Origin of the sequence: Halomonas sp. HG01 (assembly GCF_000968715.2) — a bacterium.
Classification (GTDB): Bacteria; Pseudomonadota; Gammaproteobacteria; order Pseudomonadales; family Halomonadaceae; genus Halomonas; species Halomonas halophila.
On the sequence record NZ_CP022134.1, the window covers coordinates 1084856 to 1110323 of the forward strand.

Here is a 25468-nt window from a genome sequence, read left to right on the forward strand (position 1 = left end):
CAATACCCTATCGCTCAACGCAGGACTCGCTCGATCCAGGGCTACGGAGGCAAGCCGACGAGGCGTTCCTACGCCATGGGTGAGGAGCATGCCTCCGAACGGGCTGGCCAAGGATGGCCAGCACCGGACCTGCCAGCGGAGCGGGACGCGAGAGCGCCGCAGGGCGTCGGGAGCTACAGGGAAGTATTCATGCGTCTCCTCGCGGCTTGTCGCCGATGAGCCCGGCAGCAGAGGGCTGCCCTATTTTTTGTGATTGCCAACGCAAGACGCCCCGCTCGAAGGCGGGGCGTCTCGGTGCTGCCGGTGGCGTGATCAGGCCGTGCGGCGCTGCGGTTCCTGCTGGGCGGGGGCGCCGTTGGCGACGTAGTAGGGCGCGTCGCTCTTCGGCAGGGCCTCTCGGCCGCGGATCTTGTCGGCCATCTTCTCGGCCAGCATGATCGTCGGCGCGTTGAGGTTGCCGGTGGGGATGACCGGGAACAGCGAGGCGTCGACCACCCGCAGGGCCTCCACGCCGTGGACCCGACCGGCGCCATCGACCACCGCGTCGTCACCGTCGCCCATGCGGCAGCTGCCGCAGGGGTGGTAGGCGGTCTCGGCGTGCTCGCGGACGAAGGCGTCGAGCTCGGCGTCGGTCTTCACCTCCGGCCCCGGGGAGATCTCGCGGCCGCGGTATTCGTCCATGGCCGGCTGCTCGATGATCTCGCGGGTCAGGCGGATGGCGTCGCGGAACTCCTGCCAGTCCTTCTCGGTGGACATGTAGTTGAACAGGATCGAGGGCGCGGCCTTGGGATCCAGCGAGGTCAGGCGCACCCGGCCCTCGCTCTCGGAGCGCATGGAGCCGACGTGGGCCTGGAAGCCGTGGGCCTGCACCGCGCTCTTGCCGTTGTAGCTGATGGCGATCGGCAGGAAGTGGTACTGCAGGTTCGGCCACTCCTCCTCGTCGCGGGTGCGGATGAAGCCGGCGGCCTCGAACTGGTTGCTGGCGCCCACGCCGGTGCCGAACAGCATCCACTCGGCGCCGATCTTAGGCTGGTTGTACCACTTCAGCGCCGGATACAGCGAAATCGGCTTCTTGCACTCGTACTGAATGTACATCTCCAGGTGGTCCTGGAGGTGCTGGCCGACGTTCTCGTTGACCTGCACCGGGGTGATGCCGAGTTCATCGAGCAGGTCCTTGGGGCCGATGCCGGAGCGCTGCAGGATCTGCGGCGAGGCGATGGCGCCGGCGCACAGCAGCACCTCGCGACGCGCCTTGACCTCCCGGGACTGGCCGCCGCGCTCGTAGCGCACGCCGGTGGCGCGCTTGCCGTCGAAGGTGATGACGTCGGTGGTGGCGCGGGTCTCGATGGTCAGGTTGGGGCGCGGCTTGGCCAGATCGAGGTAGCCCCGGGCGGTGGAGGCGCGGCGCCCGTTCGGCGTGACGAAGCGGTCCATGGGGCCGAAGCCTTCCTGCTGGTAGCCGTTGACGTCCTCGGTGGCCGGATAGCCGGCCTGCTGGCCCGCCTCGATGAAGGCATGATACAGCGGGTTGTTGCCGTCCTTCGGCGTGGTCACGCTGACCGGGCCGTCGCCGCCGTGGTAGTCGTCGGGACCGATGTCGCGGGTCTCGGCCTTGCGGAAGTAGGGCAGGCAGTCGGCGTAGGTCCAGTCCTCCAGGCCGGCGCGCTTGGCCCAGTTGTCGTAGTCCAGGGCGTTGCCGCGGATGTAGCACATGCCGTTGATCAGCGAGGAGCCGCCCAGGCCCTTGCCGCGGCCGCACTCCATGCGTCGGCCGTCCATGTGCGGTTCGGGGTCGGTCTCGAAGGCCCAGTTGTAGCGCTTGCCCTGCAGCGGATAGGCCAGCGCCGCCGGCATCTGGGTGCGGAAGTCGAAGCGGTGGTCCTTGCCGCCGGCCTCGAGCAGCAGCACGCTGACGTTCGGGTCTTCGGTCAGGCGGGTGGCCAGGACGTTGCCGGCCGAGCCGGCGCCGATGATGACGTAATCGAACTCACGGGACTGCGACATGGAGCCTCCCTGAAACAGTCAAAAGGGTCTCGTGGCGAGGCGTCGGGTCTCGCCGATCAGGCCAGGCGCGTGTAGAGAGGGCGCGCCTGAGAAAGCGGTCGTGCAGCGGCACCGGCGAGAAGAGCGTCGGGGATGAGGCGTAGCGAGGGTCTTTTGACCATGGACGGCAAAAGTAGCGCCCATGGATGGGTTCACAGCGCCCTCGCGCAGGCTCGTCGCCGAATCAGCTCATCTCGCTCGGCGGTCCAGAGCAGGCCTTAGAACACCGATTCGAAGGCGCCCATCTCGACCTGCACCGACTTGGTCTGGGTGTAGTGGGCCAGGGTCTCGACGCCGTTCTCGCGGCCGACGCCGGACTGCTTGTAGCCACCCACCGGCATCTCGGCGGGGGAGTCGCCCCAGGTGTTCACCCAGCAGATGCCGGCTTCCAGTCGATGGATGACCCGATGGGCGCGGTTCAGCCCCTCGGTGAACACGCCGGCGGCCAGGCCGTAGTCGGTGTCGTTGGCGCGGCGGATCACCTCTTCCTCGTCGTCGAAGGCGAGGATCGACATCACCGGGCCGAAGATCTCCTCGCGGACGATGCGCATCTCGTCGTGGCAGTCGGTGAACACCGTGGGCGCGGCCCAGGCACCCTTCGCCCAGTCGCCCTGGCTCCAGGCCTCGCCGCCGGCCAGTACGCGGGCGCCTTCCTGCTTGCCCAGCGCGATGTAGGACAGCACCTTCTCCTGGTGCTCGAAGCTCACCAGCGGGCCGAAGTTCACCGTCGGGTCCTGCGGGTCGCCGGCCTTGATACGGGCCACGCGTTCGGCGATCTTGCCCTCGAAGGCCTCCTTGACGGCGCTGGCCACGAACACCCGGGTGCCGTTGGTGCAGACCTGCCCGCTGGAGTAGAAGTTGGCCATCATGGCGGCGTCGGCGGCGCGATCCAGGTCGGCGTCGTCGAACACGATCAGTGGCGACTTGCCGCCCAGCTCCATGGTCACGTCCTTGAGGCTGGACGCGGCGGAGGCGGACATCACCTTCTTGCCGGTGCCCACTTCGCCGGTGAAGGAGACCTTGTCGATGTCGCCGTGGCCGGTGATCAGCTGGCCGACCCGGGCGTCGCCGTGGACCACGTTGAACACGCCGTCGGGCAGGCCGGCCTCGGTGAAGATCTCGGCCAGCACCATGGCGGTCAGCGGGGTGACCTCGCTGGGCTTGAAGACCACGGCGTTGCCGGCGGCCAGCGCCGGGGCGGACTTCCAGCAGGCGATCTGGATCGGGTAGTTCCAGGCGCCGATGCTGCCGATCACGCCCAGCGGCTCGCGACGGGTATAGACGAAGGAGGTCTCGCGCAGCGGGATCTGGCTGCCCTCGATGGCCGGGGCCAGGCCGGCGTAGTACTCGAGCGCGTCGGCGCCGGTAACGATGTCGACCTCGCGGGTCTCGCTGACCGGCTTGCCGGTGTTGCGGCTCTCCAGCTCGGCGATCTCGTCGTTGCGCTCGCGAAGCAGCGCCACGGCGCGCTGCATCACCCGGCCGCGTTCCATGCCGCTCATGGCGGCCCAGTCGCGCTGTCCGCGGCGGGCGGCGGCGACGGCGGCGTCCACGTCGGCCTCGCTGGCCTGCTGGACCTCGGCCAGGACGCTGCCGTCATAGGGATTGATGACCGGGAAGGTCTCGCCGGAGGTGGCATCCACCCGGCGGCCGTCGATGTACAGGGATTCGATTGCGTGGGTCATGGAAGCCTCCAGTCAGGACTCGAGTGACAGGGATTCGGAAGAGCGAGCGCCGAGGCCGTAGGCCTTGAGCAGCTGCTCCAGGTAGTCGCGGGCCAGGCGCCGGGCGTGGTCGCTGTCCAGCCCCTCGGGGGCGAGGGCCCCGCGCAGCCACAGGCCGTCGATCATGGCGGCCAGGGCGCGGGCTGCGTCGCGGGCCTTGTGCTTGGGCAGCAGGCGCCGGAACTCGTGGCTGAGGTTGGCGTACAGGCGCCGGTCGTTGACCGTCTGCAGCCGTGCCAGGGCAGGGCGGTGCATGCTGCTGGCCCAGAAGGCCAGCCAGGTCTTGGCCACCGGGCCGGAGACCTGGGTGCGATCGAAGTTGCCGTCGATGATCGCCGCCAGGTGGGCCTCCGGGGCATCGGTGGTCAGCGCCTTGCGTCGGCGTGAGACCGCCTCGCCCAGATCGTTGAGGATCTGGCGCATGGTCGCTTCGAGCAGGCCGTCCTTGCCGCCGAAGTAGTGACTGATGATGCCGGCCGAGACGCCGGCGTGGCGGGCGATGCGCGCCACGGTGGCGTCGGCCAGGCCGACTTCGTCGATGGCCGCCATGGTGGCCGTGATCAGCTGCTGGCGACGAATGGGTTCCATTCCGACCTTGGGCACTGCGTTGACTCCTCTCCCGAGAGCATCTTGCTACCATGCCATCCGACATGGTTAAGATAGCGACAGCTTGCCATTTTTTTATTGAACGTTCAATCAATAAAAATCGGCAGGCACGATGTTTCCTCGAATCATACGCGTGATCCACGCAAGGGAGCGATGCAATGAACAAGATGACCATGGGCCTGGCCACCACCGCGCTGGCGCTTTCCGCCTCGCCGCTGATGGCCGCCGAAGAGGGCTGTCAGCCCGTCCGCTTCGCCGAAGTGGGCTGGACCGACATCACCGCGACCACCGCCCTGACCACCGAGGTGCTCGAAACGCTCGGCTACGACACCCGGATCGATACCGTCTCGGTGCCCATCGCCTATTCCGGCATGAAGAACGGCGACTTCGATGTCTTCCTCGGCAACTGGATGCCGTCCATGGCGTCGATCAGCGACCCCTACGTCGAGCGGGGGCAGGTGGACCGCCTGGGCGCCAACCTGGAGGGCGCCAAGTACACCCTGGCGGTGCCTCAGTACGTGTATGACGCCGGCGTCACCTCGGTGGCCGATCTGGACGCCCACGCCGACCGCTTCGAGTCCACGCTGCACGGCATCGAGGCCGGCAACGACGGCAACCTGCTGATCCAGGACATGATCGACGACGACGCCTTCGGCCTGGGCGACTGGCGGCTGGTGGACTCCAGCGAGGCGGGCATGCTGGCCGAGCTCAACGCCCGCGAGCCGAACGAGCAGTGGATGGTGTTCCTCGGCTGGGAGCCGCATCCCATGAACACCAACTTCGATATCGCCTATCTGGAGGGCGCCGACGACTACTTCGGCCCGAACCTGGGCGGTGCCACCGTCTACACCAATACCCGTGCCGGCTACGCCGAGGCCTGTCCCAACGTCGGATCGCTGCTGAACAACCTCTCCTTCACCCTGGAGATGGAGAATCAGCTGATGGGCGAGATCATGGACGAGGGCACCGATCCGCGCGATGCCGCCCGGAGCTATCTCCAGGCGCATCCCGACGTGCTCGAGGGCTGGCTCGACGGCGTGACCACCGCCGACGGCGAGCCGGGGCTGCCCGCGGTCAAGGAGGCGCTGTCCCTCTGATGCCGCCTGTCGCATGGCGGGCTTGCCTTGGGGCGGGCCGCCGTGCATAATCTGCATCCGTCGTCGGGGACATCTCTCCCAGGACGCAAAATGGCTACGTAGCTCAGCTGGTTAGAGCACATCACTCATAATGATGGGGTCCCCTGTTCGAATCAGGGCGTAGCCACCAGGACAGCATGAGACGCCCGCCCGGCACATCGCCCGGCGGGCGTCTTGCTTTCCGGAGGCGTGAGCGGCGAGTGACGGTTTTGGCCCTTGACGTTCACAAGCGGATCCGTATACTACGCACCGTGCTCGAGGCCATTCCCCGATAGCTCAGTTGGTAGAGCAAATGACTGTTAATCATTGGGTCACAGGTTCGAGTCCTGTTCGGGGAGCCAGCTTCGTCCCAGAGCAACGAGCACAGCGGCACTGAAAGGTGTCGAACGGTAAAAAAGGTCATTCCCCGATAGCTCAGTTGGTAGAGCAAATGACTGTTAATCATTGGGTCACAGGTTCGAGTCCTGTTCGGGGAGCCACCTTTTACCTCTTCCAGACCGTCAGGTTCCGGCCATCAGGCCTCTGAGGTCAGCCCGTCCGGGCATACAAGTCGTTCCCCGATAGCTCAGTTGGTAGAGCAAATGACTGTTAATCATTGGGTCACAGGTTCGAGTCCTGTTCGGGGAGCCAATGCTTGTTCTTCAGCCGTTTCTGCGCTGATTCCCTGAATTCTCCGCTCTCGCGTCTTTCCCGATTATATCGTGATGCTACCGGCTTTCCGCCGGCATTCGTCGTGTCCGTGCGTTTCGTCCGCGTTTTGCTCCGTGCAATACGGCGACGCCGGGCGCAGGGCCCGGCGTCGTGTATGGCGAGGGTGGGAAGGGCTCAGTCGTCGTAGTCGGCGAGTCGCAGGCCGTGGTCGAGACGGGCGTAGTCGAGCAGGATCTCGGCGCTCTCCATCACCTGGGCGCGATCGATCGGCTCGGCCTGTTCGGTATCCTCGTCGCGGGCGTCCGTCCACTCCTCCAGCGGCTCCAGGCCCAGGGCCTCGCGGCGCTGGTTCTCCAGGGCCAGCTGTTCGGCCTCCTGGGCCTCGGCCTCGCGCTGACGCTGTTCGCGATTGAGGCTGACGCTGGTGTGCTGCTCGCGTATCCGCTCGGCGAGCTCGGCCTCGCGCTCCAGGTAGTGGAAGTTGGGGTGCAGGTCGGCACGCTGTTGATGCCGTTGGCGAAGGGTCTCCAGATAGCGCTCCGGCTGGCCGTAGCGGCGGTACTGGACCTTGCGCACCTGATCCCAGGCCAGGGCGTTGTCGAGGCTGCTCTCGCCGATGAGCTCCGGGTCGATCAGGCTCGGGAAGCTGATGTCGGGCGTGACGCCGCGATGCTGGGTGCTCTCGCCGGAGATGCGGTAGAACTTGGCGCGGGTCAGCTTGAGCTGGCCGTGGTTGAGCTCGTCGAGGGTCTGCACGGTGCCCTTGCCGAAGGTGTCGCCGCCGACCACCAGGCCGCGCCCGTAATCCTGAATGGCGCCGGCGAAGATTTCCGAGGCCGAGGCCGAGAGCCGGTTGACCAGCACCGCCAGCGGACCGTCGTAGAGTGTGCCGCTGTCTGTATCGCCGTAGAGGCTGATGCGGCCCTGGGCGTCGCGCACCTGAACGGTGGGGCCGCGATCGATGAACAGGCCGATCAGCGAGTTGGCTTCCTGAAGGGCGCCTCCGCCGTTGTTGCGCAGGTCGAGCACGATGCCTTCCACGTTCTCGTCCTTGAGCCGTTCGACTTCCTTGGCCACGTCGCGGGTGGTGCTGCGGTAGTCCGGCTCGCCGGCCTGCCAGGCATCGAAGTCGACGTAGAAGGCCGGCACCTCGATGACGCCCAGGCGATGCATGCCGTCCTCGCGCTCGACCTCGATGACCTCGCTCTGGGCGGCCTGGTCCTCGAGCTTGACGGTGTCGCGGGTGATCTCGACGACCTTGGAGCGGGTGGTATCGACGGCCTGGGCGGGCACCACGTCGAGGCGCACCACCGAGCCCTTGGGGCCGCGGATCATGTCGACCACGTCGTCGAGGCGCATGCCGACCACGTTGACCACCTCCTCGTCTTCCTGGCCGACGCCGATGATGCGATCGGCGGGCTTGAGCACGCCGGCTTTCTCGGCGGGGCCGCCGGGCACCAGGCTCGCGACCTTGACGTACTCGCCATCGGCCTGGAGCAGGGCGCCGATGCCCTCCAGGGACAGGCGCATCTGGATGTCGAAGGACTCGCTCTGGCGCGGCGACAGGTACTCGCTGTGCGGGTCGATGCTGCCGGTCACGGCGGCCATCATCAGGCCGAAGACGTCCTCGGCGTTGGCCTGGCGGAGGCGGTTCAGCTGGTTCTCGTAGCGATCGTGGAGGGTTTCTTCGACCTCTTCCGGGGTCTGGTCGCTGAGCGACAGCGTCAGGGCGGCGTTCTGCAGGCGCTTCTGCCACAGCTCGTCCAGCGATGCGGTGCGGCGGGGCCAGGGGGCGTCCTTGCGATCCAGGACCATCCGCTGGTTGCCGTCGAAGTCGAAGTCGAGGCCTGCATCGACGCGCTCGAGCAGCCACTCCAGGCGTGCTTCGGCGCGCTCGTGGTAGCGCTGGTAGAGCGCGTAGGGGCGGTCGAGATCGCCGTCGAGGACAGCATCGTCCATGGCGGTCGACAGGTCCGCGAACTCGTCGACGTCATCGGCGAGCAGGTAGGCCCGCTGGCCGTCGAGCAGTTCCAGATAGCGCTCGAAGGCCTGCTTCGACCACTCGTCGTCGAAGCGGATATCCGCGTAGTGGCCGTAGCGCAGCGATTCGGCTACCTCCACGGCGGCCTCGCGCTGGGCGTCGGTGGCGGTGATCGCCGCCTGGGCCGGGACGCTGCCCAGCAGCAGGGCCAGGGCCGCGGCACGACCCAGGGTCACAAACAGGCTCATCGATGAAGCACTCCCGGATTCATGTACACTCTAGCGTCCAGACCGTGATTCGGCTCACGAGTTGCACGGACAGAACCGCCATTGTAGCAGCTCGGTCGAGTCCCATGCCCCCAAGATGCGACACCGAGAGGAGTCCCATGCCCCAGGATGCCCCGCTCGAGCGACTGCTCGACTTCCTGCGCCGTTCGCCCACGCCCTGGCACGCCACGGCCAACATGGCCGAGCGCCTCGAGGCCGAAGGCTTCCGGCGCCTCGACGAGACACAGCCCTGGCAGCTGACGCCCGGCGAGCGGGTCTACGTGACGCGCAACGATTCCTCGATCATTGCCCTGCAGCTGCCGAGCGAACCGCTCTCGGCGCTGCGCATGATCGGCGCCCACACCGACAGTCCCGGACTGCGCCTCAAGCCTCATGCGCCGCAGACCGCCGCCGGCTGGCTGCAGCTCGGCGTCGAGGTGTACGGCGGGGCGCTGCTGGCGCCCTGGTACGACCGCGATCTGGGGCTCGCCGGCCGGGTTCACGTGCGTCATCCCGACGGCCGCCTGGAAGGCATGCTGCTCAACGTCGACCGCGCCGTGGCGATCATTCCGAGCCTGGCGATCCATCTCGACCGCGAGGCCAACAGCGGCCGGGCGATCAATGCCCAGACCCAGATGGCGCCGGTCTTCCTTCAGGGCGGCGAGTCGGCCGATCTGGATCGTCTGCTGCGAACCTGGCTGGCGGCCGAACATGACCTCGGCGATGTGGAGATCGTCGACTTCGAGCTCGGCTTCCACGACATGCAGCCGCCGGCCCGGGTCGGCGTGGAGGGCGAGCTGATCGCCTCGGCGCGGCTCGACAACCTGCTGTCGTGCTTCATCGGCCTTGAGGCCCTCCTCGATTCAGACGGGACGCAAGGGGCGGTGCTGGTGGCCAACGATCACGAGGAGGTGGGCAGCGCCAGCGCCTGCGGCGCCCAGGGGCCCTTCCTGGGCGACGTGCTGCGGCGGGTCAGTGCCCAGCTGGGTGACGGCAGCGAGGAAGAATTCATCCGTCTGATTCAGGCCTCGCGGATGATCTCCTGCGACAATGCCCACGCCTTGCACCCGAACTTCCTCGACAAGCACGACGCCGCTCACGGTCCGGCGCTCAACGAGGGGCCGGTGATCAAGGTCAACGCCAATCAACGCTACGCCACCAACAGCGCTACCGCGGCGCTGTTCCGCACGCTGTGCCAGGAGGCCGAGGTACCGGTGCAGACCTTCGTGACCCGTGCCGACATGGGCTGCGGCAGCACCATCGGCCCGATCACCGCTACCGAGCTCGGCGTGCCGACCCTGGACGTGGGCGTGCCCCAGTGGGCGATGCACTCGATCCGCGAGACCGCGGGTGCCAAGGACGTGGCGCACCTGACCCGAGTGCTCACGGCCTTCGTCGATCGCCGCGAGCTGCCCTGAGGCCCCGTGACCGCCGGCGCCTTCGGGCGCCGGTGGGAGGGTGACCGGCCAAGCCGGCTCATCAACGAAAAAAGCCCGCCTGGCGAACCAGGCGGGCTTTTCGATATCTGGTGGCTACGCCCTGACTCGAACAGGGGACCCCATCATTATGAGTGATGTGCTCTAACCAACTGAGCTACGTAGCCGGACAACGAGGGCGCATACTACGGATAAGGCCTCGTTTCGTCAACTATTTTTTGCCTCAGACGTTGAAGCGGAAGTGCACCACGTCGCCGTCCTTGAGCACGTAGTCCTTGCCTTCCAGGCGCCACTTGCCGGCGTCCTTGGCGCCCTGTTCGCCGCCCAGCGAGACGAAGTCGTCGTAGGCGATCACTTCGGCGCGGATGAAGCCCTTCTGGAAGTCTGTGTGGATCACGCCGGCGCCCTCCGGGGCGGTGGCGCCGATCTTGACGGTCCAGGCGCGGACTTCCTTCACTCCGGCGGTGAAGTAGGTCTGCAGGCCCAGCAGTTCGTACCCGGCGCGGATCACGCGGTCCAGGCCGGGCTCTTGCATGCCCATCTCGTCGAGGAACATGGCGCGCTCCTCGTCGTCGAGCTCGGCGATCTCGGCCTCGATCTGGTTGCACACCGGGACCACGACGGCGCCTTCCTCGGCGGCGATCTGCTTGACCACCTCGAGGTAGGGGTTGTCGTCGAAGCCGTCCTCGTTGACGTTGGCGATGTACATGGTCGGCTTGAGGGTCAGGAAGCCGAAGCTCTTGAGCTGCTGCTTCTCGTCGTCGTCGAGGCCGAAGCTGCGCAGCGGCTGGCCCTCGGCCAGGTGCGGCTGGATGCGGTCGAGGATCGCCTTGGTGGCGATGGCTTCCTTGTCGCCGCCCTTGACCACGCGCACCAGGCGCTGGATGGCGCGGTCGACGGTGTCCAGGTCGGCCAGGGCCAGCTCGAGGTTGATGGTCTCGATGTCGGCGCGCGGATCGACCTCGTTGGCCACGTGGATGACGTTGTCGTTATCGAAGCAGCGCACCACGTGGGCGATGGCCTGGGTCTCGCGGATGTTGGCCAGGAACTGGTTGCCGAGGCCCTCGCCCTTGGAAGCGCCCGCCACCAGTCCGGCGATGTCGACGAACTCCATGGTGGTGGGGATGGTCTTCTCGGGCTTCACGATCTCCGCCAGCCGGTCGAGGCGCGGGTCCGGCATCGGCACGATGCCGACGTTGGGCTCGATGGTGCAGAAGGGGAAGTTCTCGGCGTCGATGCCCGACTTGGTCAGGGCATTGAAGAGGGTGGACTTGCCGACGTTGGGCAGGCCGACGATACCGCAGTTGAAACCCATGGGATCTTCCTGGAAAGAGAGTTCGAGGCGTGTGATTGGCCGGTATTCTACGAGATAACGGCGCGGCTGTAAGCCGGCACCCTTCGGGCAATGCCTAGGGCTTGAAGCTGTGCAGCCGCTGCATGGCCTTCGTCCAGTCGCCGCTCACGGCCTGGGGCAGGGTGGCCAGGCACTCGTCGATGGCGGCATCGATGGCGCCGCGCTCGGCCTTGCCGGGGCGCCCCAGCACGTAGTTGGTCACCTGGCGGGCGTCGCCGGGGTGGCCGATGCCGATGCGCAGGCGATGGAAGCCCTTGTCGTTGCCCAGGGCCTGGATGATGTCGCGCAGGCCGTTGTGGCCGCCGTGGCCGCCGCCGGTCTTGTAGCGGGCGGTGCCGGGATCCAGGTCGAGCTCGTCGTGGGCCACCAGCAGCTCGTCGGGGGCGAGCTTGAAGAACTTCGCCATCGCCGCCACGGCGCCGCCGCTGCGATTCATGAAGGTGGTGGGCTCGAGCAGGTGTAGCTCCTGCCCGTCGAGATGGATGCGGGCGTAGCGGCCGAGGAACTTCTTCTCCGCGCGCAGTTCGCCGCCGGCCCGTCGCAGCAGGGCCTCCAGCAGCCAGGCCCCGGCGTTGTGGCGGGTGGCCTCGTACTCGGCGCCGGGGTTGGCCAGTCCGATGATGGCTTTGACCTGACTCATCTTCACTGCCTCCAAACAGTCATCCGGAACGGTGTGGCGCGGCTCCGCGTGGGGCTTGCAGCGGCTGGCGGGCCACAAAAAAAATCAAGCGCCGGAGCGCTTGATCGGAAGGACGCGGGCCGCGCCGATGGCGCGGCCCTGAACAGTGCCGGACTTACTCGGCGCTGTCCTCGCCTTCGGCGGACTCGCCCTTGTCGGCTTGGCCTTCTTCGGCCTCTTCGCCTTCTTCGGCCTCGCTGCTGACCTTGGCGGCGGTGATGCTCAGGATGGCCTGGTCATGGTCTTCGCCGTGAGACAGCTCGACCGAGGTGACGCCGGCCGGCAGGTTCAGGTCGGAGAGGTGCAGGGTGGTACCCAGGGCGACGTCGGCGACGTCGATTTCCAGGTAGTCCGGCAGGTCCTTCGGCAGGCAGCTCACTTCGACCTCGTTGGCCAGGACGTGCAGTTCGCCGTCCTGGTCCTTGATGCTCGGCGCGGTCTCGGCGTTCACCACGTGCAGCGGTACGCGCATGGTGATGGCGTGAGTCGCGTCGACGCGCATGAAGTCAGCGTGGGTCACCAGCGGCTTGTACGGGTGACGCTGCAGGTCGCGGACCACGACCTGGTGCGGCTTGCCGTCCAGCTCGAGGTTGATCACGGACGCGAAGAACGCCTCGTCCTCGAGCGCCTTGTAGAAGGCGGTCTTGTCGACGGCGATCGGCTGCGGGGCCTGCTCACCACCGTAGATGATGGCCGGCACCTGCTCGTTCGCACGACGCAGGCGGCGGCTCGCACCTTTCCCCAGGTCGTTGCGGACGTTGGCTGTGAGAGTGTATTCGGACATGATGTTGCCTCTTGATAGAAAGTGAGGAAACCACCGGTGCCCGCGACCAGGCTGACGGTGGTTCCCATCGCCCCGGCGAACCGGGGAGCGTTATCCGCGCGATGCGCTGACGACGGTGTCGTCAGTGGAACATGGCGCTGACGGATTCCTCGTTGCTGACCCGGCGGATCGCCTCGGCGATGAGGCCGGCCACGCTCAGCTGGCGGATCTTGCCGCTGCGGCGGGCGGTTTCGGTCAGCGGGATGGTGTCGGTGACGACCAGTTCATCGAGCACCGAGCCGGTGATGTTGTCGACGGCCGGGCCGGACAGGATCGGGTGAGTGGCGTAGGCCACCACGCGGCGGGCGCCGTGTTCCTTGAGCGCCTCGCCGGCCTTGCACAGGGTGCCGGCGGTATCGATCATGTCGTCGACCACCACGCAGGTGCGGTCCTGGATATCGCCGATGATGTGCATCACCTGGGCCTGGTTGGCCTGGGGGCGACGCTTGTCGATGATCGCCAGGTCGGCGTTGAGCTGCTTGGCGATGGCACGGGCGCGAACCACGCCGCCCACGTCGGGCGAGACCACCACCAGGTCGTCGTAGTTCTGGCGCTCGATGTCGTCGAGCAGGATCGGCGAGCCGTAGACGTTGTCCACCGGCACGTCGAAGAAGCCCTGGATCTGGTCGGCATGGAGATCCATGGTCATGACGCGGTCGACGCCGGCCTTGACCATGATGTCGGCGACCAGCTTGGCCGAGATCGGCACGCGGGCGGAGCGGACGCGACGGTCCTGACGGGCATAGCCGAAGTAGGGCACCACGGCGGTGACACGCGTGGCGGAGGCCCGGCGCAGGGCGTCCACCATCAGCACCATTTCCATCAGGTTGTCATTGGTCGGGGCACAGGTGGGCTGCAGGACGAAAACGTCCTTGCCGCGCACGTTCTCGTTGATCTCGACCGCAACTTCGCCGTCACTGAACTGGCCGACCGTTGCGTTGCCGAGCCGGGTATCCAGGCTCTCGGCAACCTTCTGGGCGAGTTCGGGATTGGCGTTCCCGGCGAAAACCATCAATTTAGACACGCGCAGCCACCTTTGCAGTGTTGGGTCATCAGGGTTTGGGTCGGATGTTCGGGAAGGGATATGGCTGGGGTAGCAGGATTCGAACCTGCGCATGCCGATACCAAAAACCGGTGCCTTACCGCTTGGCTATACCCCAGCAACCTTTGCCGTACCGGATCGATGCATGATGCTGCCATGGCCTGGCGATCATCGATCCAGTGCATCATGGAGAGGAGAGCGATTCAGCCCTTGGGCCTTGAAGGATGTCCAGCGGCCGGAGATGTCGTCCAGCAGCGCCGTGGCATCGGCTTCATGGTCCAAACGGGCGAATACACAGGCGCCGGTGCCGGTCAGCATGGCCGGTGCCCTGTCGCTCAACCAGTCGAGCGCACCCGCGACCTCGGGATACAATTCCCGGACCGTGAGCTCGCAGTCGTTGCGCCAGCTCGCCGTTCCCCCCTGAAGTGCGCGCGCCATAGTAATGGGAGGCGTGTCTCGTGTCAATTCCGGCGCCTGGAACACCGCCGGCGTGGAGACGCTCACGCCGGGATGGACGACCACGAACCAGGGGGTGTCGAGCGCCACCGGCGTCAGGCGTTCGCCGATGCCCTCGGCCCAGGCGGCATGGCCGCGCACGAACACCGGGACATCGGCGCCCAGGCGCAGGCCCAGTTCGGCCAGTACCTCTATAGAGAGGTGGAGCCCCCAGAGACGGTTCAGACCGAGCAGGGCGGCGGCGGCATCGCTGCTGCCGCCTCCGAGGCCGCCGCCCATGGGCAGGCGCTTGTCGAGGTGGATGTCGGCGCCCTGGCGGCTGCCGGTGGCCTCGCGCAGCGCCGTGGCGGCGCGCAGGATCAGGTTGTCCGCCGGCGCGACGCCGGACAGCGTCGGCGTCAGGCGAAGTTCGCCGTCGTCGCGCGGAGCGAGAGTCAGGGTGTCGCCGTGGTCGAGGAACTGGAACAGGGTCTGCAGCTCGTGGTAGCCATCGGGGCGCCGGCCGGTGATATGCAGCAGCCGGTTGAGCTTGGCCGGCGCCGGCAGGATCAGGCGGCCGGCATCAGACATCGGTGGTCTCCGGCTGCCAGCGAGTCACCACCAGGGTGACGTTCAGGTCGCCGTACTGCATCTTCATGCGGCGCGGCAGCCACAGGTCCTCGACGCGCATCCAGTCCTGGTAATCGATTGTCCAGCCGTCCTGCTCCAGACGCTCCGGAAAGCCGCGCGCATCGCGGCTCATCCGATGGGGGCTGTCGTCGGCGGGCAGGCCACGCACCCAGTCGCCGAGCGCGGCCACCGGCAGCGACCAGCCGAGCTGCTGGTTCATCAGCGCCTCGGGGCTCTCGGCCTCGAAGCGGCCTTCGCCGGTGGTCAACGAGACGCGACCCTCGCGGCCTTCCAGCACGCTGCGGCCGCTGCCGAAGGGGCCGCTGAGCAGCATGCGGAAATGGTAGGGGGTCTGGTTCCAGTCGAGATTGGCGCTGGTGCTGTCCTCGGGGGTGCGCAGGCCGGCCTTGCCGGTCAGCTCCCAGGTCTGCATGGCCTCGAGGCGCACTTTCTGGGCCTGCCAGTCGTCGGCGGCGCGAGGCGCCTCGGGCGCCTGGCCTCGGGTGGCGCAGCCCCCGATCAGCAGCAGGGCGAGGGCCAGGCTTGGCAGCAGGGGGCGGATGGGGCGTCGCATGATCGGGATTCCTTCTCCGTCGCGGGGCGTCAGGGGGCGAGCGCGGGCAGGCGCTCGAGCAGCTCGTCGATTCGGGGGCGCGGCGAGAAGCGTTCCACGGCGGTGGCGGTCAGTGCCCGGGCCCGCTCGCGTTCGCCGGCCATCCACAGCACCTCGATCAGGTGGGCGGCGATCTCCTGGTCGGGCATGGCGGCCCAGGCGCGTTCCAGCCACGGCAGGGCGGCCTCGATGTTGCCGAGGCGATAGGCGACCCAGCCGCGGCTGTCGAGGATCGCCGGATTGTTCGGCTCGAGCTCCAGGGCGCGATCGATCAGCCGGCGGGCCTCCTCCAGTCGTCCTTCTATATTCTCGTCGGCCAGGGTGTAGCCCAGGGCGTTGAGGGCGTTGGCGTTGTCCGGGTCGCGCTCGAAGATGGTGCGCAGGTCGCGTTCCATGGCCGCCAGGTCGCCGTCGGCATAGGCCCGCATGGCACGCTGGTAGCGCAGCCGGGCGTCGTCGGGATGGCTCGCGAGGTAGCTGTCGAGCAGGGCGTCGGCCTGGGCGTGGGCACCGGCCTCGTCGAGCAGCTCGACCTCCAGGCCGGTGAGTGGTGAGGCCTCGCCGGGATGCGCCAGGCGTTCGTTGCGCAGGAAAGTGCGCGCGTCGACCAGCCGGTCGTCCTCGATCAGCATGCGGGCGGCGCTGAGCCGGGCGAGCAGGAAGCTGTCGCCCTCGGGGACCTGGCGGTAATAGAGGAGGGCGTTGTCCACCTCGCCCTGCTGTTCGGCAATGCTGCCGAGCAGCAGGAAGGCCAGCACGGGCGTGTCGTCGTCCTCGAGCATCGGCAGCAGCAGGCGGCGGGCCGGCTGCGGATGCGCCTCCTCGAGATAGAGGCGCGCCAGGGCCAGGCGCAGCGATGGCCGATCGCCGCGGCCCTCGAGCAGCGCATCGGTGCTGGCCTCGGCGGCGTCGAGCCGGCCGAGGTGGATCTGGGCCCGGGCCAGCAGCAGCTGCAGGCGTGCGTCGTCCGGTGATATCTCGAGGCCGCGCCGGGCGGCGGCCGCGGCGCGTTCGGGGGCGTCCATCTCCAGTGCCAGGGCGGCATCGATGCGATGGACGGCAGACTCCTGCGGATATTCGGCGCTCAGCCGATCGAGACGGTGCCGGGCCGAGACCGTCTGGCCCGCGCTGGCCTCCAGCAGCGCCAGGCTCAGTGCGCGGTCGACCGAGGCGCCCGTCGCTGCGCTGTCTTGTCGCAGGCGTTGCAGCAGCGGCTCGGCCGGTGTGCCGGCGTCCAGGGCGCCTTCCACGAAACTCAGCAGTTCGGCGTCCTCATTCCCGTCCAGCAGCGCCAGGCGTTGTTCCAGGGCGCTGGTCCAGTCGCCCCGCTGCACGGCCAAGCTGGACAGCAGCCGGGCCGGGGCGTCGCTCGCGGGATCCAGCGAGCGCCAGCGGCGGGCGGCTTCCTCGAGCAGCGCCGGATCTTCGTCGAAGCGAGCCGCCAGGGTGGCGCGCTCGGCGAGCTCGGGAGCCTGATAGCGTTCGGCGGTGGCCAGGTAGCCGCGGGTGGCGCGACGATAGTCGCCGCGCTGGCCGGCGATCTCCGCCACCAGCAGCGTCGACAGGCCTTCGGCGTCGAGACCCCGGGTGACCGGTGGGGCATCGGCCAATGGATCCTGCGGCGGCGGGGCCGACACGGCGGACAGGCTCTGGCAGCCGCCGAGCGCCAGGGCCAGGCCGAGTACGGCGAGGGGGCGTCGACGGAACGGCGTGGTGGGGAATCCTCGGGGCATGCCGGTCTCGTGATGTCGGGCGAGTCGCCAGCATAACGGCTCGACCGCGCGGGGCAAAGACGCAATGAGCGCCTGGACGATGGCCTGGGTCGATGCCCCCGATAGTCTCGGCGGGCGCCTCGTCGCCATGGGCTGTGATAGAATGTGGCGCCGTGGAGTGGCAGGCGCGCGCTCGCCGCGCCGCCCTCGATACCGCCGAAACTCGATCGCGAAGACGCCGACACGCATGACGCTTCTTGCCCTGGGAATCAACCATCGGACCGCCGCCGTCGAGGTGCGCGAGCAGGTCGCCTTCACGCCCGCGCAGCTCGAGACCGCGTTGGCCGAGCTGCGTGGCCTGCCGGAAGTGCAGGAAGCCGCCGTGCTGTCCACCTGCAATCGCACCGAGCTGTACTGCGTCACCGGCGAGTCGGGGGAGCGCGCGGTCCTCGACTGGCTGGGCCGCTTCCACGGCCTCGCCGTGGAAGAGCTGACCCGCTGCGCCTACCACTACAGGAACGACGAGGCCGCACGCCACCTGATGCGGGTGGCGGTGGGGCTGGATTCGATGGTGCTCGGCGAGCCGCAGATCCTGGGCCAGCTCAAGGACGCCTACCAGGCCGCGCGTCAGGCCCGCGGCATGGGCGGCGAGCTGGAGAGCCTCTTCCAGCAGACCTTCGCGGTGGCCAAGCGGGTCCGCACCGAGACCGGCATCGGCCGCAACCCGGTCTCCGTGGCCTATGCCGCGGTCAGCCTGGCCAGCCGCATCTTCGACGACTTCTCGCGCTCGCCGGCGCTGCTGATCGGCGCCGGCGAGACTATCGAGCTGGTGGCGCGCCATCTCCACGAGGCCGGCGTGCGCCATCTCACGGTGGCCAACCGCACCCGCGAACGGGCCGAGCAGCTGGCCGCGCCGCTGGGCGGTCAGGCCATCACCCTCGACGAGATTCCCGAGGCGCTGATCGAGGCGGACATCGTGATCTCCTCCACCGCCGCGCCGCTGCCGATCCTCGGCAAGGGCATGATGGAGCGGGCGCTCAAGAAGCGCCGCCACCGGCCGGTGTTCATGGTCGACATCGCCGTGCCCCGCGACATCGAGCCCGAGGTCGGCGAGCTCTCCGACGTCTTCCTCTATACCGTCGACGACCTGGAGGAGGTGATCGAGGAAAATCGTCGCCACCGCCAGGTGGCCGCCGACGAGGCCGAATCGCTGATCGAGCACGGCGTGGGCTGCTGGCAGCACGATCGCCGGCTGCGCAGCGGCGGGGAGCTGATCCGCGACGTGCGCGCCCGGGGCGAGGCTCTGCGCGACGAGGCCCGCGACCAGGCCATGGCGCGGCTGGCCCGCGGCGAGAACCCCGAGGAGGTGGTGGCGAGGCTGGCCCACCAGCTCACCAACCGCCTGCTGCATCGTCCCACCGTGGCCTTGCGCGAGGCGGCTGCCGACGAACAGCGCGAGCTGCTTGAAGCGGCTGCGTCACTGCTGCTCGACGACCCTTCCGACACTTCCCGATAGGACATCCTTGATGAAAGCTTCCCTGCGTCAGCGTCTCGACGCCTTTGCCGAGCGCTTCGAGGAGCTCGCCGCCCTGCTGGCGGACCCCGAGGTGATCACCGACCAGGCCCGCTTCCGCGACTACTCCCGCGAATACACCGAGCTCGAGCCCCTGGTGGAAGCCTGGCGCGAGCATCGCGGCGTGGAAGGCGACATCGCGGCCGCCGAGGCCATGGCCGACGACGCCGACGCCGAGATGCGCGAGCTGGCCGAGATGGAGCGCGAGGAAGGCCGGGAGCGGCTGGTCGAGCTCGAGGCGCGCCTCAAGCAGCTGCTGATCCCCCGCGACCCGGACGATGCCGGCAACGTCTTCCTCGAGGTTCGCGCCGGCACCGGCGGCGACGAGGCGGCGCTGTTCGCCGGCGACCTGTTCCGCATGTACTCGCGCTACGCCGAGCAGCACGGCTGGAAGGTCGAGGTGGTCAGCGCCAGCCACGGTGACATGGGCGGCTACAAGGAGATCATCTCGCGCATCAAGGGCGAGGGCGTCTACGGGCGGCTCAAGTTCGAGTCCGGCGCCCACCGTGTGCAGCGTGTGCCGGCCACCGAGTCCCAGGGCCGCATCCACACCTCGGCCTGCACCGTGGCGGTGATGCCCGAGGCCGATGAGGTCGGTGACGTCGACATCAACCAGAACGATCTGCGCGTCGACACCTTCCGCTCCAGCGGCGCCGGCGGCCAGCACGTCAACACCACCGACTCCGCGATCCGCATCACCCACCTGCCCACCGGGGTGGTGGTGGAATGTCAGGAGGAGCGCAGCCAGCACAAGAACCGCGCCAAGGCCATGTCGCTGCTGGCCGCCCGCCTCAAGCAGGCCGCCCAGGACAGCCAGCGCCAGCAGCAGGCCGACGAGCGCCGTTCGCTGGTGGGCTCGGGTGATCGCAGCGAGCGCATCCGCACCTACAACTTCCCCCAGGGCCGGGTGACCGACCACCGCATCAACCTGACCCTCTACAAGCTCGGCGAGGTGATCGGCGGCGAGCAGCTCGACGAGGTGATCGAGCCGCTGATCCAGGAGCACCAGGCCGACCAGCTCGCCGCCCTGCAGCAGGAGGCCTGATGCGCCTCGACCTGCTGCTGGCCCGGGCCGCCCAGCGGCTGCTGAATGCCGGTTCGCCGAGCGCAAGGCTCGACGCCGAGGTGCTGCTGTGCCACGTGCTCGAGGTCGATCGCACCTGGCTCTACACCTGGGGCGACCGCGAGGCCGACGCCGAGGCCGAGGCGCGTTTCGAGGCGCTGGTCGCCGAGCGCGAGGCCGGTCATCCGGTCGCGCATCTGACCGGCGAGCGCGAGTTCTGGGGCCTGCGGCTTGCCACCTCGCCAGCCACCCTGATTCCGCGCCCGGACACCGAGACCCTGGTGGAAGCGGCGCTGGCCGCGGCCGGCGAGACGGGGCGGCTGCTCGACCTGGGCACCGGCACCGGCGCGGTGGCGCTGGCGTTCGCCAGCGAGCGGCCGGGCTGGGCGGTGACCGGCGTCGACCTGCGTCAGGAGGCGGTGGCCCTGGCGCGGGACAACGCCGCCCGCCACGGCCTCGGCAACGCCCGCTTCCTGGTCAGCGACTGGTTTGCGGCGCTGGACGAGGAGGGCGGTGGCGCCCGCTTCGAGCTGATCGTCTCCAACCCGCCCTACATCGCCGACGACGATCCGCACCTCGCCCGCGGCGACGTGCGCTTCGAACCGCGCAGCGCCCTGGTGGCCGCCGATGACGGCCTGGCCGACCTGCGCCATCTGGTCGAGGCGGCGCGCGACCATCTGGCCCTCGGCGGCTGGCTGATGCTGGAACACGGTGCCGGCCAGGCCGCGGCGGTGTGCGAGGCCCTCGCCGCGGCCGGCTATCGCGAGGTGTCGAGCCGCCGCGATCTCGGCGGGCACGAGCGGATCAGTCTGGGGCGGCGCTGAGCGCCCTCCGGGCTGGCTTCCCGGGCTTGCGTGGCGGCGCCGGTCGGCCGCCCGTGAGCGACATCCCGGGGCATCTTTCCGCCGCCAGGACTGGAGCCGATACCGGGCCTTGTGGTACACGTTGAAGCAGAAAAAAACGCCACTCACCGCCGGTTATTCATGTGTGAATCCCGAAAGCGCGCCGTTTGACGGTGGTTTTCAGTAGAAGATTCGGCGGTGGCCCGTTCGACGTGCCAGGACCACAATGAAAACCAAGACCCGTTCGCTCGACCGCATCGACCTCAAGATCCTGCGCTGCCTGCAGGACAATGCCCGCATCTCCTACGTCGACCTGGCCGCCCAGGTCGGCTTGTCCACCACGCCCTGCCTGGAGCGCGTCAAGCGCCTCGAGCGCGCCGGGGTGATCCGCGGCTACAAGGCCCTGCTCGACCCGCGGGCGCTGAAGGCCAACCTGCTGGTGTTCGTCGAGATCAGTCTGGAGACCCAGTCGCCCTCGGTGTTCGACGAGTTTCGCCGGGCGGTGGCCAAGCTGCCGCAGATCCAGGAATGTCATCTGGTGTCGGGGCAGTTCGACTACATCCTCAAGTGCCGGATTCCCGAGATGTCGGCCTACCGCCAGCTGCTCGGCGAAGTGGTGCTGACCCTGCCCGGGGTCAAGGAGTCCAAGAGCTACGTGGTGATGGAAGAGGTCAAGGAGGAGTTCTCCCTCCACGTGCCCGACATCGAGGAATTCGAGGACAAGTGAGCGCCATGAACGACGACGCGCTGCTGCGCTACAGCCGCCAGATCATGCTCGAGCAGGTCGACATCGCCGGCCAGGAGCGCCTGCTCGCCGGCCATGCCCTGGTGATCGGCGCCGGCGGGCTGGGTTCGCCGGTGGCGCTGTATCTGGCCGCGGCCGGCATGGGGCGGCTGACGCTGGCCGACGACGACGCGGTGGAACTCTCCAACCTGCAGCGCCAGATCGCCCACGGCACCGCTGACCTGGGGCGTGCCAAGGCCGAGTCCGCGCGGGAGGCGGCGCTGGCGCTCAATCCCGAGGCCGAGATCCGCGCCATCACCGAGCGCCTCGAGGGCGAGGCGCTGGCCGCGGCGGTGGCCGAAGCCGACGTGGTGCTCGACTGCACCGACCGGTTCTCGAGCCGCTACGCCATCAACGCCGCCTGCCGCGTCGCCGGCGTGCCGCTGGTCTCCGGGGCGGCGATCCGCTTCTCCGGCCAGCTGGCGGTGTTCGATCCGCGCGATGCCGAGAGTCCCTGCTACGCCTGCCTCTATCCGCCGGACGACGGCGGCGACGAGGCGTTGAGCTGCGCCGAGAGCGGTGTGGTGGCGCCTCTTGTCGGGCTGATCGGCTGTTTCCAGGCGCTCGAGGCGATCAAGCTGGTCGCCCACGCCGGGCAGGTGCACCGGGGACTCTCCACCTTCGACGGCCTCAGCGGCCAGTGGCGTCATTTCCGCGTGCCCCGCGACTCCGCCTGCCCGGTCTGCGGCGGCTGATCTCGATCTCCCCGCGAGGCGCCGCATCGGGCGCCTCCTGCCTGTCGATGCTCCAGGTTACTCGTAGGTCACCACCAGAAAGGCCAGCAGCTCGTCGTCGCTCTCATTCTCGATGACGTGATCCTGATCGGCGTGATAGTGCGCCGAATCCCCCACCGCCAGCCGGCAGTCGCTGTCGCCTGCTACTACCCGGGCGCTGCCACTCGTGATGGTCAATAATTCCCGTGTGCCCTCGAAGTGCGGCGCGCTGCGCAGGCTCGCCCGCGGTGCGATGCGCAGCTCGTAGAACTCCACGTGCTTCTCGAGGTGCAGCGGCGAGAGGGTGCGGATGCGGCATTCCCGATCGTCGCGGAACAGGTGCGTGGCGTCGTCGCCGCGCACCACCTCGATGGTGGAGGCGGTCCAGGGCTGATCGACGAGATCGCCGATGCTGAGCCCGAAGGCCTGGGCGATGCGCAGCGTCACCGCCAGGGTTGGGTTGGCGCGGCCGCGCTCGATCTGGCTCAGCATCGAGCGGCTGACGCCGCAGGCCGAAGCGAGCTGGTCCAGCGTCAGGCCGCGTCGCTTGCGCAGCTCGATGACGCGGTCGCAGAGCAGCTGGCCGCCCTGGGAGGGCGTCTTCGCCGGCGCCTCCGAGGGCGATGGCGCGTCGGGGGGCGTGGTGGTCACCGGGCACTCCTGGTGTTCAGTATGCTGGAATTTATTCTTGCATAGAGGATTTTGTCCACTATGCTGGAATTAATTCCTTCATGGTAATCATCCCGTCAGGGATTGCCAGCATGGAGGTCATTCAGGGAAGCCATTCACAACCATCAGGAGACGCTCATGAAGGCGCTGGTCAAGCGAGAGGCGGCCCCCGGGCTCTGGCTCGAGGACGTGCCCGAGCCGGAAGTCGGCATCAACGACGTGCTGGTGCGGGTCAAGCGCACCGCCATCTGCGGCACCGATCTGCATATCTACAACTGGGACACCTGGGCGCAGCAGATCATCCCGGTGCCGATGGTGGTCGGCCACGAGTTCGTCGGCGAGATCGTCGCGGTGGGCGACAACGTCAACGACTTCCACCCCGGCCAGATCGTCTCCGGCGAGGGGCACGTGGTGTGCGGGCGCTGCCGCAACTGCCTGGCGGGGCGCCGCCACCTGTGCGCCCATACCCGCGGCATCGGGGTGAATCGACCCGGCGCCTTCGCCGAGTACGTGGCGCTGCCGATGTCCAACGTCTGGGAGCATCGCCCGGGCATCGACCTGGACGTGGCGGCACTGTTCGACCCGCTGGGCAACGCCGTGCACACCGCGCTGCAGTTCGACGTGCTGGGCGAGGACGTGCTGATCACCGGCGCCGGCCCGATCGGCGCCATGGCCGCGGCAGTGTGTCGCCATGCTGGGGCGCGCCACGTGGTGGTCACCGACCTCAATCCGAACCGGCTCGCGCTGGCGGAGACGCTGGGCGCGACGCGTACCGTCAACGCTGCGGAGGAAAGCCTGGCCGACGTGCAGGCCGAGCTCGGCATGGCCGAGGGCTTCGACGTGGGGCTGGAGATGTCCGGCAGTCCGGCGGCCTTCAAGGATCTGCTGGCCAGCATGTGCCACGGCGGCAAGGTGGCGATGCTCGGGATTCCCACCGAGGAGACGGCCATCGACTGGAACACGGTGATCTTCAACATGCTGACCATCAAGGGCGTCTACGGTCGGGAGATGTACGAGACCTGGTACAAGATGTCGGTGCTGGTGGAATCGGGGATGGATATCTCGCCGGTGATCACCCACCGTCTGCCCTATACCGACTTCGAGCAGGGCTTCCAGGCCATGCTGGCCGGCGAGGCCAGCAAGGTGATTCTGGACTGGGAGTGAGAATGCCCGGCAGCGATGCGCGCCCGAGTCCGGGCGCACATCGCGTGCCGACGCTTCGGGCACTGGTAACACTCAGCGTAAAATGAAGGGAAAGACACCATGTACGGCGACTTTCAGCGGCATCTGCGCGACGAGCTCGCGGCCATCGAGCAGGCCGGCCTGACCAAGCACGAACGCGAGCTGGCGACCCCCCAGGGCGCCCATGTGGGCGTGGCGAACGACGGCGAGGTGCTCAACCTCTGCGCCAACAACTACCTGGGGCTGGCCCAGCATCCCGAGGTCCAGGCGGCCGCCAGGCAGGGGTTGGACGAGTGGGGCTACGGCCTGGCCTCGGTGCGCTTCATCTGCGGCACCCAGACCCTGCACAAGACCCTGGAGGCGAGGCTCAGCGAGTTCCTGGGCACCGAGGACACCATCCTCTATCCGTCCTGCTTCGACGCCAATGGCGGGCTGTTCGAGACCCTGCTGGGCCCCGAGGACGCGGTGATCTCCGACGAGCTCAACCATGCCAGCATCATCGACGGCGTGCGGCTGTGCAAGGCGAGCCGCTATCGCTACCGCAACAGCGACATGGCCGATCTGGAGGCCCAGCTCCAGGCCGCCGACGCCGCCGGCACGCGTTTCAAGCTGATCACCACCGACGGCGTCTTCTCCATGGATGGCTACATCGCCAAGCTCGACGAGATCTGCGATCTGGCCGAGCGCTACGGGGCCCTGGTCCACGTCGACGACTGCCACGCCACCGGCTTCCTGGGGGAGGGCGGTCGCGGCAGCCACGAGTACCGCGGCTGCCTGGGGCGGATCGATATTCTCACCGGCACCCTGGGCAAGGCCTTGGGCGGGGCCAGCGGCGGCTACACCAGCGCCCGGCGCGAGATCGTCGAACTGCTGCGTCAGCGCTCGCGGCCCTACCTGTTCTCCAATACCGTGGCGCCGCCGGTGGTGGCCGGCGCGCTCAAGGCGCTGGAGCTGGCCGGTGAGTCCCGCGAGCTGCGCGACCGGCTGAGCGACAACACCGCCTACTTCCGTCGCGGGCTCGAGGACCTGGGCTTCGAGCTGCTCCCGGGCGAGCATCCCATCGTGCCGGTGATGCTGCACGATGCGGCCCTGGCGGCGCGCTTCGCCGACGAGATGCTGAAGGAAGGCATCTACGTGATCGCCTTTTCCTACCCGGTGGTGCCCAAGGGCCGCGCCCGCATCCGCACCCAGGTTTCGGCGGCGCTGACCCGCGAGGACCTGGACGCCGCCCTGGCCGCCTTCGGGCGGGTCAAGGCCCGCCTGGAAGATGCCGCTCCGATGGCCTGATCCGCCTCGCCTCCAGGCGCCTCCCCGGAAGCGGAGGCGCTCGGCTTGCCCGGCCTCCGGGTCGTCGGAGGCCTTTTTTCGTGGCGCTTGCCGCCACGCCCTTCACCGCGGAAAATCTTTCCGCCACCCGTTTTTTCGAAGTGCAACAAGGCTTTGGGTATCATGCCGGATGGCGTCACAGGGGAATGGTAGCGTTGGTCGACTTATTTTAACGCTGTGGAGGC

21 protein-coding genes and 6 tRNA genes are annotated in these 25468 nt (G+C 68.2%); 13 read left to right on the forward strand and 14 right to left on the reverse strand.

Going from position 1 to position 25468, the window contains the following annotated elements:
- Positions 1–312 precede the first annotated feature (312 nt).
- From betA to betI, 3 genes are all read right to left on the reverse strand, one after another.
- Positions 313–2004: a choline dehydrogenase gene (gene betA / locus UN84_RS05030; RefSeq protein WP_046079826.1), complete on the reverse strand. Its 1692-nt coding sequence runs from the start codon at positions 2002–2004 to the stop codon at positions 313–315.
- A 257-nt stretch (positions 2005–2261) separates the two neighbouring features.
- Positions 2262–3728: a betaine-aldehyde dehydrogenase gene (gene betB / locus UN84_RS05035; RefSeq protein ID WP_046079825.1), complete on the reverse strand. Its 1467-nt coding sequence runs from the start codon at positions 3726–3728 to the stop codon at positions 2262–2264.
- 12 nt (positions 3729–3740) lie between these two features.
- Positions 3741–4370, reverse strand: a complete 630-nt coding sequence (gene betI, locus UN84_RS05040) for a transcriptional regulator BetI (RefSeq protein WP_173834964.1) — start codon at positions 4368–4370, stop codon at positions 3741–3743.
- A 161-nt stretch (positions 4371–4531) separates the two neighbouring features.
- Here betI and UN84_RS05045 point away from each other — a divergent pair, with 161 nt between their 5' ends.
- The 5 genes from UN84_RS05045 to UN84_RS05065 all read left to right on the forward strand — a co-directional run bounded on the left by UN84_RS05045 (position 4532) and on the right by UN84_RS05065 (position 6139).
- Complete coding sequence (locus UN84_RS05045) at positions 4532–5470, forward strand: choline ABC transporter substrate-binding protein (RefSeq protein ID WP_046079823.1); 939 nt, start codon at positions 4532–4534, stop codon at positions 5468–5470.
- 92 nt (positions 5471–5562) lie between these two features.
- A tRNA-Met gene (locus tag UN84_RS05050) sits at positions 5563–5639 on the forward strand.
- A gap of 135 nt (positions 5640–5774) precedes the next feature.
- Positions 5775–5850, forward strand: a tRNA-Asn gene (locus UN84_RS05055).
- 62 nt (positions 5851–5912) lie between these two features.
- Positions 5913–5988: transfer RNA gene (locus tag UN84_RS05060), tRNA-Asn, on the forward strand.
- Positions 5989–6063: 75 nt separating this feature from the next.
- Positions 6064–6139: transfer RNA gene (locus UN84_RS05065), tRNA-Asn, on the forward strand.
- A 195-nt stretch (positions 6140–6334) separates the two neighbouring features.
- Here UN84_RS05065 and UN84_RS05070 read toward each other — a convergent pair.
- Positions 6335–8389: a carboxy terminal-processing peptidase gene (locus UN84_RS05070; RefSeq protein ID WP_046079822.1), complete on the reverse strand. Its 2055-nt coding sequence runs from the start codon at positions 8387–8389 to the stop codon at positions 6335–6337.
- Positions 8390–8526: 137 nt separating this feature from the next.
- Between UN84_RS05070 and UN84_RS05075 the strand changes: the two genes are divergently transcribed.
- On the forward strand, positions 8527–9825 hold the full coding sequence (locus UN84_RS05075; protein ID WP_046079821.1) for a M18 family aminopeptidase: 1299 nt from the start codon (positions 8527–8529) through the stop codon (positions 9823–9825).
- A 108-nt stretch (positions 9826–9933) separates the two neighbouring features.
- Here UN84_RS05075 and UN84_RS05080 read toward each other — a convergent pair.
- From UN84_RS05080 to UN84_RS05120, 9 genes are all read right to left on the reverse strand, one after another.
- Positions 9934–10010 (reverse strand) — tRNA-Met (locus tag UN84_RS05080).
- Between the two features lie 56 nt (positions 10011–10066).
- Positions 10067–11158 (reverse strand): redox-regulated ATPase YchF, encoded by a 1092-nt coding sequence (gene ychF, locus UN84_RS05085; RefSeq protein WP_046079820.1) that lies wholly within the window; start codon positions 11156–11158, stop codon positions 10067–10069.
- Positions 11159–11252: 94 nt separating this feature from the next.
- Entirely contained in the window at positions 11253–11837 is a 585-nt protein-coding gene (pth, locus tag UN84_RS05090) for an aminoacyl-tRNA hydrolase (protein ID WP_035597805.1), read from the reverse strand.
- 154 nt (positions 11838–11991) lie between these two features.
- Entirely contained in the window at positions 11992–12660 is a 669-nt protein-coding gene (locus UN84_RS05095) for a 50S ribosomal protein L25/general stress protein Ctc (protein WP_046079819.1), read from the reverse strand.
- A 121-nt stretch (positions 12661–12781) separates the two neighbouring features.
- On the reverse strand, positions 12782–13723 hold the full coding sequence (locus tag UN84_RS05100; protein ID WP_173834965.1) for a ribose-phosphate pyrophosphokinase: 942 nt from the start codon (positions 13721–13723) through the stop codon (positions 12782–12784).
- Positions 13724–13784: 61 nt separating this feature from the next.
- Positions 13785–13859: transfer RNA gene (locus tag UN84_RS05105), tRNA-Gln, on the reverse strand.
- A gap of 50 nt (positions 13860–13909) precedes the next feature.
- On the reverse strand, positions 13910–14767 hold the full coding sequence (ispE, locus tag UN84_RS05110; protein WP_046079818.1) for a 4-(cytidine 5'-diphospho)-2-C-methyl-D-erythritol kinase: 858 nt from the start codon (positions 14765–14767) through the stop codon (positions 13910–13912).
- Positions 14760–15380, reverse strand: a complete 621-nt coding sequence (lolB, locus tag UN84_RS05115) for a lipoprotein insertase outer membrane protein LolB (RefSeq protein WP_046079817.1) — start codon at positions 15378–15380, stop codon at positions 14760–14762. The genes ispE and lolB overlap by 8 nt, the downstream gene beginning before the upstream one ends.
- A gap of 29 nt (positions 15381–15409) precedes the next feature.
- On the reverse strand, positions 15410–17152 hold the full coding sequence (locus UN84_RS05120; protein WP_046079816.1) for a tetratricopeptide repeat protein: 1743 nt from the start codon (positions 17150–17152) through the stop codon (positions 15410–15412).
- Between the two features lie 226 nt (positions 17153–17378).
- Here UN84_RS05120 and hemA point away from each other — a divergent pair, with 226 nt between their 5' ends.
- The 5 genes from hemA to UN84_RS05145 all read left to right on the forward strand — a co-directional run bounded on the left by hemA (position 17379) and on the right by UN84_RS05145 (position 22088).
- The gene (gene hemA, locus UN84_RS05125; protein ID WP_046079815.1) at positions 17379–18647 is read left to right on the forward strand and encodes a glutamyl-tRNA reductase; all 1269 of its coding nucleotides are present in this window, start codon (positions 17379–17381) and stop codon (positions 18645–18647) included.
- 10 nt (positions 18648–18657) lie between these two features.
- Entirely contained in the window at positions 18658–19749 is a 1092-nt protein-coding gene (prfA, locus tag UN84_RS05130; RefSeq protein WP_035597824.1) for a peptide chain release factor 1, read from the forward strand.
- A complete protein-coding gene (prmC, locus tag UN84_RS05135) occupies positions 19749–20591 on the forward strand; it encodes a peptide chain release factor N(5)-glutamine methyltransferase (protein ID WP_046079814.1) in 843 nt (280 codons plus the stop codon). The genes prfA and prmC overlap by 1 nt, the downstream gene beginning before the upstream one ends.
- 244 nt (positions 20592–20835) lie before the next feature.
- The gene (locus tag UN84_RS05140; protein ID WP_046079813.1) at positions 20836–21336 is read left to right on the forward strand and encodes an Lrp/AsnC ligand binding domain-containing protein; all 501 of its coding nucleotides are present in this window, start codon (positions 20836–20838) and stop codon (positions 21334–21336) included.
- Between the two features lie 5 nt (positions 21337–21341).
- Entirely contained in the window at positions 21342–22088 is a 747-nt protein-coding gene (locus UN84_RS05145; RefSeq protein ID WP_046079812.1) for a HesA/MoeB/ThiF family protein, read from the forward strand.
- A gap of 57 nt (positions 22089–22145) precedes the next feature.
- On the opposite strand, the gene UN84_RS05150 is transcribed toward UN84_RS05145, so the two are convergent.
- On the reverse strand, positions 22146–22757 hold the full coding sequence (locus UN84_RS05150) for a helix-turn-helix domain-containing protein (RefSeq protein ID WP_237022362.1): 612 nt from the start codon (positions 22755–22757) through the stop codon (positions 22146–22148).
- A 156-nt stretch (positions 22758–22913) separates the two neighbouring features.
- Here UN84_RS05150 and tdh point away from each other — a divergent pair, with 156 nt between their 5' ends.
- Positions 22914–23939: an L-threonine 3-dehydrogenase gene (gene tdh / locus UN84_RS05155; RefSeq protein ID WP_046079811.1), complete on the forward strand. Its 1026-nt coding sequence runs from the start codon at positions 22914–22916 to the stop codon at positions 23937–23939.
- A 99-nt stretch (positions 23940–24038) separates the two neighbouring features.
- The gene (gene kbl, locus UN84_RS05160; RefSeq protein WP_046079810.1) at positions 24039–25244 is read left to right on the forward strand and encodes a glycine C-acetyltransferase; all 1206 of its coding nucleotides are present in this window, start codon (positions 24039–24041) and stop codon (positions 25242–25244) included.
- The last annotated feature ends 224 nt before the right edge of the window (positions 25245–25468 follow it).

Coding starts and splice junctions, on each gene's coding strand:
- betA (WP_046079826.1), bottom strand. CDS start 2,004: ATGTCGCAGTCCCGTGAGTTCGATTACGTCATCATCGGCGCCGGCTCG.
- betB (WP_046079825.1), bottom strand. CDS start 3,728: ATGACCCACGCAATCGAATCCCTGTACATCGACGGCCGCCGGGTGGAT.
- UN84_RS05045 (WP_046079823.1), top strand. CDS start 4,532: ATGAACAAGATGACCATGGGCCTGGCCACCACCGCGCTGGCGCTTTCC.
- UN84_RS05070 (WP_046079822.1), bottom strand. CDS start 8,389: ATGAGCCTGTTTGTGACCCTGGGTCGTGCCGCGGCCCTGGCCCTGCTG.
- UN84_RS05075 (WP_046079821.1), top strand. CDS start 8,527: ATGCCCCAGGATGCCCCGCTCGAGCGACTGCTCGACTTCCTGCGCCGT.
- ychF (WP_046079820.1), bottom strand. CDS start 11,158: ATGGGTTTCAACTGCGGTATCGTCGGCCTGCCCAACGTCGGCAAGTCC.
- pth (WP_035597805.1), bottom strand. CDS start 11,837: ATGAGTCAGGTCAAAGCCATCATCGGACTGGCCAACCCCGGCGCCGAG.
- UN84_RS05095 (WP_046079819.1), bottom strand. CDS start 12,660: ATGTCCGAATACACTCTCACAGCCAACGTCCGCAACGACCTGGGGAAA.
- ispE (WP_046079818.1), bottom strand. CDS start 14,767: ATGTCTGATGCCGGCCGCCTGATCCTGCCGGCGCCGGCCAAGCTCAAC.
- lolB (WP_046079817.1), bottom strand. CDS start 15,380: ATGCGACGCCCCATCCGCCCCCTGCTGCCAAGCCTGGCCCTCGCCCTG.
- UN84_RS05120 (WP_046079816.1), bottom strand. CDS start 17,152: ATGCCCCGAGGATTCCCCACCACGCCGTTCCGTCGACGCCCCCTCGCC.
- hemA (WP_046079815.1), top strand. CDS start 17,379: ATGACGCTTCTTGCCCTGGGAATCAACCATCGGACCGCCGCCGTCGAG.
- prfA (WP_035597824.1), top strand. CDS start 18,658: ATGAAAGCTTCCCTGCGTCAGCGTCTCGACGCCTTTGCCGAGCGCTTC.
- prmC (WP_046079814.1), top strand. CDS start 19,749: ATGCGCCTCGACCTGCTGCTGGCCCGGGCCGCCCAGCGGCTGCTGAAT.
- UN84_RS05140 (WP_046079813.1), top strand. CDS start 20,836: ATGAAAACCAAGACCCGTTCGCTCGACCGCATCGACCTCAAGATCCTG.
- UN84_RS05145 (WP_046079812.1), top strand. CDS start 21,342: ATGAACGACGACGCGCTGCTGCGCTACAGCCGCCAGATCATGCTCGAG.
- tdh (WP_046079811.1), top strand. CDS start 22,914: ATGAAGGCGCTGGTCAAGCGAGAGGCGGCCCCCGGGCTCTGGCTCGAG.
- kbl (WP_046079810.1), top strand. CDS start 24,039: ATGTACGGCGACTTTCAGCGGCATCTGCGCGACGAGCTCGCGGCCATC.